This window comes from Thermanaeromonas toyohensis ToBE (assembly GCF_900176005.1).
GTDB classification, from domain to species: domain Bacteria; phylum Bacillota; class DSM-521; order Neomoorellales; family Neomoorellaceae; genus Thermanaeromonas; species Thermanaeromonas toyohensis.
In genome coordinates, this window is the sequence record NZ_LT838272.1 from 589,480 (window position 1) to 602,177 (window position 12,698).

General features: G+C 47.5%; 10 protein-coding genes. All 10 read left to right on the top strand.

All coding sequences use genetic code 11. From position 1 onward, the window contains the following. Positions 1-100 precede the first annotated feature (100 nt). Positions 101-1,123, top strand: coding sequence for a BMP family protein (locus B9A14_RS02865; RefSeq protein WP_172839015.1), 1,023 nt, complete (start codon positions 101-103; stop codon positions 1,121-1,123). 225 nt (positions 1,124-1,348) lie between these two features. Beyond that, the gene (locus tag B9A14_RS02870) at positions 1,349-2,329 is read left to right on the top strand and encodes an ornithine carbamoyltransferase (protein WP_084663840.1); all 981 of its coding nucleotides are present in this window, start codon (positions 1,349-1,351) and stop codon (positions 2,327-2,329) included. A gap of 296 nt (positions 2,330-2,625) precedes the next feature. Further along, positions 2,626-3,696: a BMP family protein gene (locus B9A14_RS02875; protein ID WP_084663842.1), complete on the top strand. Its 1,071-nt coding sequence runs from the start codon at positions 2,626-2,628 to the stop codon at positions 3,694-3,696. 139 nt (positions 3,697-3,835) lie between these two features. Beyond that, positions 3,836-5,062, top strand: coding sequence for an amidohydrolase family protein (locus B9A14_RS02880; protein WP_084663844.1), 1,227 nt, complete (start codon positions 3,836-3,838; stop codon positions 5,060-5,062). Between the two features lie 63 nt (positions 5,063-5,125). Then, complete coding sequence (gene sdaAA, locus B9A14_RS02885) at positions 5,126-5,998, top strand: L-serine ammonia-lyase, iron-sulfur-dependent, subunit alpha (RefSeq protein ID WP_157109756.1); 873 nt, start codon at positions 5,126-5,128, stop codon at positions 5,996-5,998. A gap of 70 nt (positions 5,999-6,068) precedes the next feature. Continuing rightward, positions 6,069-7,448, top strand: coding sequence for an amidohydrolase family protein (locus tag B9A14_RS02890; protein ID WP_084663846.1), 1,380 nt, complete (start codon positions 6,069-6,071; stop codon positions 7,446-7,448). Then, a complete protein-coding gene (locus B9A14_RS17525; protein WP_197686553.1) occupies positions 7,445-8,044 on the top strand; it encodes a BMP family protein in 600 nt (199 codons plus the stop codon). The genes B9A14_RS02890 and B9A14_RS17525 overlap by 4 nt, the downstream gene beginning before the upstream one ends. Further along, positions 8,031-8,372 (top strand): BMP family lipoprotein, encoded by a 342-nt coding sequence (locus B9A14_RS17530; protein WP_197686554.1) that lies wholly within the window; start codon positions 8,031-8,033, stop codon positions 8,370-8,372. The genes B9A14_RS17525 and B9A14_RS17530 overlap by 14 nt, the downstream gene beginning before the upstream one ends. Before the next feature lie 174 nt (positions 8,373-8,546). Then, positions 8,547-9,860, top strand: coding sequence for an amidohydrolase family protein (locus B9A14_RS02900; protein ID WP_084663848.1), 1,314 nt, complete (start codon positions 8,547-8,549; stop codon positions 9,858-9,860). A gap of 32 nt (positions 9,861-9,892) precedes the next feature. After that, on the top strand, positions 9,893-12,646 hold the full coding sequence (locus tag B9A14_RS02905) for a molybdopterin-dependent oxidoreductase (RefSeq protein WP_084663850.1): 2,754 nt from the start codon (positions 9,893-9,895) through the stop codon (positions 12,644-12,646). Positions 12,647-12,698 lie beyond the last annotated feature (52 nt).

Genomic DNA, 12,698 nt, shown 5'->3' on the forward strand with positions numbered 1-12,698 from the left:
GTTAACATTTTTCAGGTTTCTTGCAGGAATATTGGAGAAAAGGGAGAATATAATATAGCATATTTTTACCTTGAGGTACCCTAAAAGGGAGGTTAAAAAAGTGAAAAGAATTATTCCCTTAGTGGTGTTAACCCTAGTAGCGCTCTTGGTGTTAAACGGGTGTGGAGGTAAACAAAGCGCCCCAAAGGAAGGAGCTTCGAAGGAAGGGGCCCAAGCTGAGGCCAAATTTAAAGTAGCCGCCTTATTACCAGGCCCTATTAATGATGGTGGATGGAACGCTTCCTGCTATGATGGCATCAAGAAAGCTGAGAAAGAGTTAGGAGCTGAAGTGGCTTACCGGGAAAGTGTACCCCAATCTGATTTTGAAGAGGCGTTCCGGGCCTATGCTTCCCAAGGATACAACGTAATTATCGGCCATGGCTTTCAGTTTGCTGATGCGGCAAAGAAAGTAGCCAAGGAATTTCCCAAGACTACTTTTCTTATAACCGATAGCCGGGAATCTCAAGAACCTAATGTGGGTTCCTATAGCGTCCTGGCTAAGGAGGCGGGCTTTTTAGGTGGCGCCCTGGCGGCCCTTATGACCAAGTCGGGTAAAGTAGCCTGTGTAGGGGGATTAGGCATCCCTCCCGTAACTGATACCATTGAGGGATTTAAAAAAGGTGTTAAATATGTAAATCCTAAAGTCCAGCCTTTAACCGCTATTACAGGAAGCTTTGAGGATGTAGCTAAGGCCAAGGAGACAGCCAGGGCCTTTATTGAAAATGGGGCTGACATAATTATGCATAATGCTGACCAGGCTGGACTAGGGGTCATTCAGGCCGCCCAGGAGAAGAAGATCTTGGCTATCGGGGTTATTAAGGATCAAAGCGGTATCGCACCAGATACTGTGTTTGTCAGCGCTTATCGTAACATAGCTGATGGGATAGTATATATGCTTAAGCAGGTTAAAGAGGGTAAGTTTAAAGCCCAGTTTTACCCGCTGGGGGTAAAACAGGGAGTGGTAGGGCTTTACTGGAATCAAAAGCTAGAAAGCAAGGTACCCGCCGAAGCTAAGGCTAAGATTGAGCAGATAATAAAAGATATGAAAGAGGGCAAGATAGATATAAACACTCTGCCGGAGTAGTTAGTCGAGCACTAAAAAGAGCTGGTTTTTTTCTGATATTTTCCTCCCAGAGGCCGAGCTTCTTTAAAGTCGGTCTCTTCTTTATCTTTATAGAGCATGGTTGAAATTCTTTTTTGCTTTTAGCAGGAGAACGGGAAAAGATGTGGAATAAATTTAAGTAGAACTTAATCTAAAGCCCATTTAGTTACTGATGCCAAACTAAATTCTAAATGGAGGGAGTTAGACATGATAACAGATCTTAAAGGGAAACATGTTATTACTTGGCAGGAATGGACTAAAGAAGAGATCGAGACTTTACTCGATCTTGCTTTTGACCTTAAGCGCCGGAAGATGCTTAGGGAGAAGCATCATCTTTTAGAGGATCGCACCTTATATATGCTTTTCTTTGAAGAATCCACCCGGACTCGTAATGCCTTTGAAACTGGTATGACGCAGTTAGGAGGTCACGCTGTTTACCTCACTCCCAAGATGACCCAGATCGGCCATGGAGAGACAGCTAAGGATACAGTAGAGGTTTTAGGCCGTTTTGGTGATGGTATCGGAGTGCGTAATTGCGCTTTTAAAGTAGGCAACGCTTATATGCGGGAGCTGGCCAAGTGGTCTAAGATTCCCGTTATTAATCTACAATGCGATCTTTACCATCCGACCCAGTCCTTAGCTGATTTGATGACTATACGGGAGAAATTCGGACCTAATCTCCGGGGTCTAAAATTTGTTATATCTTGGACCTATGCCCCTAAATACATTAGACCCCTCTCTATGCCTCAAGATCTTATATTGCTCATGCCGCGCTTTGGCATGGATGTAACTTTAGCCCATCCCCCCGAGTTTTATCTCCTTCCGGAGATCGTAGAGCAGGCCAAGAAAAACGCTGAAGAAGCGGGAGTTAAATTTGAAATCGTACATGATATGGATGAGGCTTGTAAAGATGCCCATATAGTATATGCCAAGAGCTGGGGTCCCATTGCTTATACGGGTAGCGATACAGAAGGTGCAGATCTCATCGAAAAATACTCTAATTGGGTGATGGATGGCCGGCGTATGAACCTGGCCAGGCCCGAAGCTATTTACATGCATTGCATGCCTGCTGACCGCGGGATTGAGGTTACTGAGGAGGTTATTGATGGGCCGCACTCGGTAATCTATGATGAGGCCGAAAATAGACTGCATGCGGCAAAGGCTATTTTAGCGGCCACTATGCGTTAAGTTTTAAAGATGATTAAACCGGTGCCGGGGAAATCTTTTAAACCCCGGCCTTTATTTTTGAGTGGCAAAGGGGATTTAGTACACCTTAAAAAATTTATGTAAATACCTTAACAATTAGGAGGAACCTCTTTTAGTACAGCGAATTTAATCACTGAGATAACCTTAAAGGGGGGCGAAAAGTAAAGTAGTAGAAGATAAATAAGAGAAGCTAAAATTAAACTTTTAGCATAAACCTTTAAAAAGAGATCGCTTTTAAATAATCTCCATAAAAATAATAAAGTAAGGGGGTAAGGGGATTGCGAATCAAAAAGAAAAAGTTTCTAGTTACTACCTTAGCTTTACTTTTAGTTTTTGCCTTAACACTCCTTTTAGCTGGCTGCGGCGGCCAGAAAACGAGTGAGCCGCCCAAGGGGCAAAGCCAGGAAACGGCTAAGGCTGATAGTAGCGGAACGAGCGGGAAAAAATTAAAAGTTGCCTTGCTCTTACCCGGCCCCATTAACGATATGGGGTGGAACGCTTCGGCCTATGAAGGTATTAAAAAAGCGGAGAAAGATTTAGGGGTAGAAGTGGCTTACCGGGAGAGGGTTAGCCAGTCTGAGCAACTGGAAGCTTTTAGGGCTTATGCAGCTCAAGGGTATGATGTAGTTATCGGCCATGGCTTTGAATTTGGTGAAGCAGCTAAAAAAGTGGCCCAGGAATTTTCTAAAGTCAAATTTATCGTTACCAGTAGCGATATAAGCCAGCCTCCCAACCTAGCTTCTTTACAGGTGATGAATACGGAAGCCGGGTTTTTTGGCGGAGTCCTAGCTGGTCTTATTACCAAGACAGGCAAAGTTGGCTATATCGGGGGCATGGAAATACCGCCCATAGCCAATGCCTTAAAAGGATTCATAGCCGGGGCTAAAATGGTAAATCCCCAAGTTAAAGTGCTGTCGGCCTTTACAGGGAGCTTTGAAGATGTAGCTAAGGCTAAAGAGACAGCGCTAAGTTTTATTCAGCAGGGGGCTGACGTGGTGATGGGTAATGCTGATCAGGGCGGCTTAGGCGTTATACAAGCAGCCAAGGAGAAAGGAGTAATGGCTATAGGCTATGACCATGATCAGAGCTCGGTAGCCCCCGATACTGTAGTAGCTTCATCCCTCCAGAGCTATCCTATTGCCATAGAATTTCTTATAAAGACCGTCCAGGAAGGTAAATTTGAACCCAAATTCTACCCCATAGGTGTTAAGGAAGGAGCTACCGGGATAGTGTGGAACCCCAGCTACCAGAAACTTCCGGCTGGAGTTAAAGAAAAGATAAACCAGGTTACAGAGGATCTTAAAGCTGGTAAAATCGATATATTAAAGCTGTATGAGCAATATAAATAAGAAACCTTTCCTCCCGCTTTCGAGCGGGAGTTTTTATTGGTTTAAGGAGGATCCTTTTAGGGGGAGAAGAATATTTAACGTACACTTAAATTTTCTCTAAAAAATTATTTAACACCTTGAAAGCGGGGTAAATCAAAAGGTGGATATTCTTATAAAACAAGCCCGGCTAATGGAGGGCGAGTTAAAGGATATAGCTATAAAAGATGGCCAAATACAAGATATAGGGGAAAACCTTTCCTACCCTGCCCAGCAAGTTATAGAGGCTCAAGGGAGGCTAACCATCCCTTCCTTTGTTGATGTCCATACTCACCTAGAAAAGGCCATGGTGGGAGTAGAGTCGGGGGTAAACTCTTTAGAAGATGCTATCCTGGCTTTTGGCTCCCGATATTCTTCCTTGACTAAAGAAGATATACAGACTAGGGCTCGCCAAGTACTGGAATTAGCCATTGAAAATGGTACAGGTACTATACGGAGCCATGTAACTGTGGTACCCGAAATCGGCCTTATAGCCCTGGAGGCCTTGCTAGAGCTTAAAGAAAAAGCTAAAAGGGTTATTGATCTTCAGCTTGTAGCCATGCCTGCAGGGGTAAAGTATGAATTGGACAGGAAAACGCTAGACCTTCTAGAAGAGGCCGCCCGTTTAGGTGTTGAGGCTTTAGGTGGCGCACCCCATTTAGCCCTAAATCCATTTGAGGCAATAGATAAGACTTTGGATTTAGCCGAAAAATATGATTTAGCTATAGATTTCCATGTGGACGAGACCGATGAACCCGATGTAAGGACGCTAGAATACCTAGCCGATCAAGTACTCAAGAGGGGATTTAAAGGGAGGGTGGTGGCGGGTCACTGTTGCGCTTTGGCGGCAGTTTCCGATGAGGTGGCTAACCGGGTTATAGCTAAAGTGAAGGAAGCGGGCATTAGCGTAGTGACTCTTCCTTCCTGTAATCTTTATCTAATGGGGCGTAAGGATAAACAGCCTATCCGCCGTGGGGTTACCCGGGTACGTGAACTTCTCAAGGCGGGGGTAAATGTGGCCTATGCTTCTGATAATATACGCGATCCCTTCCGGCCCTTTGGCAATGCAGATATGTTGGAAGAAGCGTTAATTACCGCCCAGGTAGTACAGATGGGGTTGCCTCAGGAGCTAGAAACTGTGTTGCGTATGGGGACTTATAATGCGGCCCAAGCGGCAGGACTTGGGAAGCTTTATGGTTTACACCCCGGCGCCCAGGCTGATGTGGTTATCTTAGATGCCCGGGATCCAGCGGAGGCTATTATAACCCAGGCGACTAAACTATATGTCCTTAAAAGGGGACGCGTGGTAGCTAAAAATAAAAAGCAGGTTGAGATATATCTCCCCTGGTAAAGTCCTTTAAGATACCTCCCCAACCTGCCAAATACCCTGAAATCAGTCCAGAGGAGGGGTCCCGTGGTAGGCGTTAAAAGTGCTCAGGAGATTCTTTCTATGGTACGGGAGAAAAAACTCACCTTAAGTCAAGCCGCCCAGGAATGGGAGAAAGAGACAAGTGGTCGGGAGCTTATAGAGATCCGGCACGAGATGCGGAAAAGGCTTCTGGTTATGCGCCAGGCAGCGCGTAAAGGCTTGGAGGAGGATATGAAATCACCCAGCGGCTTGATAGGCGGCGGGGGGCGGCTCTTGGAACAAGCCCGAAGGGAAAATAAGCTTTTGTCCGGTGGTACCACAGCACGGGCTATAACTATTGCTTTAGCCATAGCCGAAGTCAATGCTTGCATGGGGAAGATTGTAGCAGCTCCTACGGCTGGATCTTGTGGTATTTTACCAGGAGTTCTGTTAGCCCTGGAAGAAGAAAGAAAGCTTCCTGAGGAAACCCTCATCGATGGGCTGTTCACTGCTGCCGGAGTGGGAATGGTGATGGCTTCTATGGCTTCCCTTTCGGGAGCTGCTTTGGGTTGCCAGGCTGAAGTAGGGGCCGCTACAGCTATGGCTGCGGCAGCGGCAGTGGAGATGGTAGGAGGTAGCCCCTGGCAAGCTTTAGATGCAGCAGCCATTGCCCTTAAAGGGCTGATGGGGTTAGTATGTGATCCAGTAGGAGGCCTAGTGGAGATACCTTGTGTAAAACGAAATGCCCTTGGTGCAGCCCACGCCCTAGCTGCTGCGGATATAGCGTTGGCTGGCCTTAAATCCTTTATCCCTTTGGAAGAAGTTATAGAAGCCCTGGTAAAAGTAGGTAGAAGCTTACCACCTGAATTAAAGGAAACAGCTGAAGGTGGCATTGCTATTTGTCCCACTGCCCAAAAGCTAGTTTCCCAGCTAGTTTAATCTTTTTTCCTCCATGCCAGAAGCAGCGACGGGCCGTTCAAAAGCTTTCACTAGAGAGGATGAGGGATGCATGGGTATCCTTATAAAAGATGGGTGGATTTTGACTTGGAACGGAAAGAAAGCAGAATTTAAGCGGGGATACGTCTGGGTGGAAGGGAATCTTATTAAGGAGGTAAAAGTAGATGAAGGGGAAAGACAAGATAACGGACGTCAAAAGGTGTTAGAGCAACAATGTTCTCTAGTAATAGATGCTAAAAACTGTGCTGTTCTCCCGGGGTTTATAAACGCCCACTCCCACCTCTTCCAGACCTATATAAGGGGGCTCGCCGATGATAAGCCTCTCTTTATGTGGCTTAAGACAGCCGTCTGGCCTTTGGCCTTAAATATGACCGAAGAGGATTTCTACCTTGCAGCTTTAATAGGGTGCCTAGAAAACTTAAAATGTGGTTCCACCACCGTAATAGATATGCATTATGTACATACCGTTAAGGCCAGCTCCGATATGGTATTGCAAGCCATGCGAGATGCAGGTATACGGGGGTACTTATGCCGTACCTCGGCGGACCAGAATTACCACCCGCCGCTTATGGAAGATAAAGATACGGTATTTAAAGAAATGGACCGGTTACTATCCAAATGGCAGAGAGAGACCGGAGGACGCCTAAACGTGGCCTTAGGGTTACTTAATCCCTGGGCCTGTTCGTCAGAACTGGTGAGGACGGCTGCAGAATATGCCCGGAATAATGATATTTTCATTCAAATCCATGTAGCAGAAAGCGAGGCGGTGGTACAAAAAACAATTGAAAAGTATGGCCAGCGCAATGTGGACTGGCTAAAAGCGCAGGGGCTTTTAGGGGAGAATATACAATACGTGCACGGGGTTTGGCTGGAAGATGATGAACTGGAAGTATTGTCTCAAAGCGGAGTATCCTTGGTCCACTGCCCTATAGCCAACATGTATCTAGCCTCTGGGGCGGCCCGGGTTACCGACTGGCTTAAGAAAGATATCAATGTGGCCCTGGCCACCGATGGTCCGGGGAGTAACAACAGCCAGGATATGCTGGAAGTTCTCAAATTTACGGCTTGCCTGCAGAAACTCCGCACCATGGATGCCGCAGCTATTTCTTGCGACGAGGTACTATGCATGGCCACCCAAGGAGGTGCCCGGGCTTTAGGGAGAGAAGACTTAGGAGTATTGCGGGAAGGGGCTAAGGCCGATATTATAACCGTGCGCCTCGACCGCCCCCATATTTCACCTGTGCACCGCATAGAGTCGGCCCTAATATACAACGCCAACGGAGGTGATGTGGACACTGTCTTGGTAGACGGTAGAGTGGTAGTATGGAAAGGCCGTTCTACTTTGGTGGACGAGGAAGAGATTTGGGAAAAAGCCCAGAAAAGGGCGCAGACCTTAAGAAGAAAACTTTATGAAGGGAGTCAAGGGGTATGAAAAAATGGATGGCGTTTTTTTTAACTTTAACTTTGCTGGCCGTATTGGTAGGTTGTGGATCTAAACCCCAACCTGGTAGCAGCGATACGGGGGTCGAGGCTTCTCCCAGCGGTGAGGCTAAAGGAGGGAAGAAACAGCTTAAAATAGCCCTTCTCCTTCCGGGACCTATAAATGATATGGGCTGGAACGCTTCGGCCTATGAGGGGTTAAAACAGGCAGAGAAGAAATATGGGGCTTCCGTAGCCTATGTAGAAAATGTGGCCCAGTCGGATATGGAAGAAAATTTCAGGGGTTTCGCCCTACAAGGATATGATTTAATCATAGGCCACGGGTTCCAGTTTGGCGATGCGGCTAAGAAAGTGGCCTCCCAGTTTCCTAAAGCTAAATTTGTAGTAACCAGCAGCAATATATCCCAGCCTCCCAACGTAGCTTCTGTGAATATAGATAACGAGATGCAAGGATTTATAATGGGTGCTATAGCCGCCCTCATGAGCAAATCAAAAGTAGTGGGCAATTTCAACGATATTAATAAAGCTAAAGAGATGGCTTTAGCCATGATAGCCCAGGGGGCAGATAATTATAATGGCCAATGCTAATCAGGCCGGACTTGGCTCTATCCAGGCTTGCAGAGAGAAGAAAATCTTGGCTATAGGTAGCAATATGGATCAGAACCCCGTAGCTCCAGATACAGTATTGGTTAGCGTTATAAAGAGTGTTCCTGTTTTAATTTTTCATGTAGTAGATCTTATTTATAACAACAAATTTGAGCCCAAATTTTACAATCTAGGCGTAAAAGAAGGGGCCATATATCTTTCACCCTGGCATGGATTTGAGAATAAGGTTCCCCAGGAAGTTAAGGACAGGATAGCTAGGATTATGAAAGATCTGGAGGAAGGCAAATTAGATATCCGTCAATACAAATAGAATGCGCAATTATGGAGGTATATTCTTGTTTCATGGCTAACCTATTTTGGCTTTTGCGCCTTCAAAGGGCAAGACACTTCTCCTAGAAAATGGACTGAAGTCGGGCCAGGCCTATTAAAGGCTTGCCCCAAAGTCTGGCCTTTAAATAAAGAATGAGCAGGAGGAATTTATAAAATGGCGGTTGTTCTGGGGGGGTTTCTTATTCCTTCGGTTACCCGGGGGGCCCTGCGAGAATGGGGAATACGCATAAAGGGTGGAGAGGTCCAGGAAGTAAAATCTAACGAAGAACTACTGCAAAACCTTAATGGAGAAGAAGTATACGATTTTCGCGATTGTATTATAATTCCTGGCTTTATAAACGGGCATATGCATATGTATGGCGTCCTTTCCCACGGTATCGAAGTCCCGGTAACCCTTACGGGCTTTAAAAGTTTTCTAGATGATTTCTGGTGGCCCATGATCGAAAACCGGCTAGATCACGAAATGATCGCAGCTTCTACGGCTTGGGCTTGCTTAGAGATGCTGCGTTCTGGTATTACCACCTTTTGCGATATCCTGGAAGCGCCCAATGCTATACCAGGGGCTCTTCTGATGGAAAAAGAAGTGGTGGAGAAGGCCGGCCTTAGAGGAATTCTCTCCTTTGAAGCTTGCGAGCGCGTAAATACAGAAAATGGCGAGTTGGGGCTAGAAGAAAATGCACGGTTGATTAGGGAAAGTTCCGGCGGGTTAGTAACAGGCTTGTTAAGCGTGCATACCACTTTCACTTGCTCTCCTACCTTCCTTAAAAAAGCGGATGAGATGGCCCGTGAGCTAGGCGCCATGTTCCATATGCATCTTTCGGAGAGCAGCTATGAACCCCAGTATTGCCTGGAGACCTACGGGAAGCGGCCGGTAGAAGTGTACAGGGACCTAGGTATTCTAGGCCCCCATGTGCTGGCTTCCCAGGGAGTTGATTTAAGCCCGGGAGAAATAGAACTCTTAAGCCAATATAAAGTAAACTTGGTGCATATGCCCCTTTCCAACTGTGAGGTAGGAGGAGGGATCGCCCCTGTTCCCCAGCTTTTAGAACGCGGGGTAACTGTGGGCCTAGGAACCGACGGCTATATAAACAACTTTTTTGAGGTTATGCGGGGAGCTTTTCTTTTACATAAGGCAGCCCAGAAGAACCCGGCGGTAATGCCAGCGCGGGCGGTCCTGGCCATGGCTACGGAAATGGGTGCCCGGGCGTTAGGAAGACCGGAACTGGGACGCCTGGAAATCGGTTGTAAGGCCGACCTGGTGGCCATCTCCGCTGATACTCCCACACCAATAAATGAAAAGAATATCTTCGACCAGCTCGTTCTTTATCGCAATCCAGAAAACATTAGAGCGGTTATGGTGGGAGGCCGGCTGGTGGTGGTTGAGGGCCGAGTTCTGTCTTTAAATGAAGATAAAGTTAAAGAGGACTTAAAGAAGGCCACCTTAAAACTTTGGGGTTTCCCCCTCTAATGTAGCTCCTCCTTCTTTTGGGGGTGAAAGGAATGGAGCGCATTAAACTTAAAATTAACGGACGGCTCTATACCCTGGAGGTAAAACCTAATTGGACGCTCCTTAAGGTGCTCCGTGAGGTATTAGGTTTAACAGGCACCAAATGTGGTTGCGCTACTGGGGATTGTGGCGCTTGCAAGGTACTGGTGGATGGCGAGGCGGTGAAATCCTGCACTCTGCTGGCCAGGAAGGCCCAGGGTAAAGAGATCATCACCATAGAAGGTTTAAGCCAGAATGGTGAGCTTCATCCTTTGCAGCGGGCTTTTATAGAGACCGGTGCTGTACAGTGCGGATTTTGTACCCCGGGGATGATAATAGCGGCCAAAGCATTGCTAGACAAGAATCCCCATCCTACCCGAGAAGAAATATGTGAGGCCCTGCAGGATAACTTATGCCGTTGCACGGGCTATGTAAAGATAATTGAAGCCGTTGAACTTGCAGCCGCTTGGCTCCGGGGGGAGAAGGTGAAAGTAGCTAGAGAGGAGACGCGTACCGGTCAGGTCGTAGGTCGGGGCCGGCCCTTACGTGATGCAGTGGATAAGGTAACAGGCCGAACTTGCTATGTTGCCGATATGCGGCTTCCCGGGATGTTGTATGGGCGGGTGCTTTTTAGCCCTGTAGCCCATGCTAGGATAAAGCGTATTGATACAAGCAAGGCGGAGGCGCTACCAGGGGTAAAGGCTGTAGTGACCTATAAGGATGCCCCGCGAATACCCTACAACAGTGCCCTCCGCTTTAAAGGACATGATATTCCCCGGGACGAATATATCTTTGATGAGAAAGTGCGCTATGTGGGCGACCGGGTGGCGGCGGTAGCGGCCGATGATCCGGAAACGGCGGAAAAAGCCCTTAGGCTCATCGAAGTAGAGTATGAAGAACTACCGGCAGTATTCGACCCTGAAGAAGCTTTAAAACCGGAAGCACCACCAGTCCACGAGGGCGGTAACTTAATTAGGAAACTTGAAGCTACTGTCGGCAATGTGGAACAAGCGTTGGCGGAGGCTGATTATGTTTTTACCGACCGCATAAAGTTGCCTATGGTGACTCATGTAGCCTTGGAGCCCCACGCGAGCCTGGCCCATTTTGATACTTTGACCGGTAAGCTTACTGTTTGGACCGCTAACCAAAATATTTTCGCTACTAGAGTGATCTTATCGGAGATCTTCCATCTTCCTCTGCATAAAGTGCGCGTTATTAAGCCGCCGGTAGGTGGCGGCTTTGGGGGAAAATTGGAGGCTATTCTAGAGCCGGTGGCCGCCCTTTTATCCATGAAAACCGGGAGACCCGTATTAGTGGAAATGAAACGAAAAGATGTTTTGGTGTCCACTAGGACGCGCCATTCGGCTATCTTTTACTTGAAGACGGGAATGAAAAAAGACGGTACTATTGTGGGCCAGGATATAGTGGCTTACTTTAACACCGGTGCTTATGCCACTAGCGCCTTGAATGTCCCTGGTGCTATGATAGATAAAGCCTTCCGGCTTTACCGCATTCCCCATTTGCGCGTAACCGTTTACCCAGTTTATACCAATTGCCCGGTGGCAGGGGCCATGCGCGGTTACGGTTCTCCGCAGCTCATGGCCGCGAGGGAAATCCACCTGGACAAAGTGGCTAAGAAGCTAGGCCTGGATCCAGTAGAATTTCGGAGAAAGAATCTAGTAAGACCTAATGATGTGAATCCACGCTTCGGGACCTCCCTGGGGAACTGCCGGGTGTTGGACTGCCTGGAGAAAGGCGTAAACGAATTTGAGTGGGAAGAAAAAAGACGGAAGCCTAAAGGGGAAGGGCGCTTCCGCCGCGGTATAGGGGTGGCTGCGGGTAACCACGGTAATGGCACCTTTGGGGTACACGTGGACATGACCTCTATCGCTTTAAAGATGAACGAGGATGGAACCTTAACTATGTTCACTGGTACCCAGGATCTGGGACAGGGGAGCACCACAGCGTTGTGTATGATTGTAGCCCAAGTCTTAGGTATCTCTCCAGAGGATATAGAAGTAATAGAGGCGGATACCGACCTTACCCCTTGGGATCTCGGCACCTATGCTAGCCGGGGAATATGGGTAGGCGGTAATGCAGCCCTTAAGGCGGCCCAGAGCCTCCGGCAACAGCTATTGAAAGTAGCCGCTTCTAGGCTTGGGGCTAAAGAGGAAGAAATTGAGCTAAAAGAAGGCTTCGCTTACTGCCGGGATAATCCCGAAAAGAAACTTCCTTTAAAGGAGATTGTAATAGCCGCGCAGCTTAGCAAAGAAGGAAGCCGGGAGATAAAAGCTTATGAAAGCTTTGCCTCCCTAGCTGGGCCCAATTCTTATGGTGTGCACTTCGCTGAAGTGGAGGTGGATACTGAAACAGGTGAGGTCAAAGTTTTAAACTATGTAGCCGTACATGACGTAGGCCGGGCCATCAATCCTTTACTAGTGGAAGGGCAGATAGAGGGCGGTATCCAGATGGGCCTCGGTTACGGGCTTACCGAGGAACTCGTTCTAGATAAGAAGACAGGTAAGGTGGTAAACGCTTCCCTTAAGGGGTATAAACTTTTCCGGGCCAAGGACATGCCTAAGATAAAAGTTTTGCTGGTGGAAGAAGGAGAGGATCCGGGTCCTTTTGGGGCCAAAAGTATCGGTGAGGCGGCTACAGTCCCGGTAGCCCCGGCGGTGGTAAACGCTGTGGCCGATGCTTTGGGCCTGGATTTTGATGAATTACCCGTCACACCGGGAAGGATACTAGCTAAGATTAGAAGCAATTAAAGGAAATTAAAGGATATTTTGGGGTCGAAAAAATTATTATATCGGGGAGGAG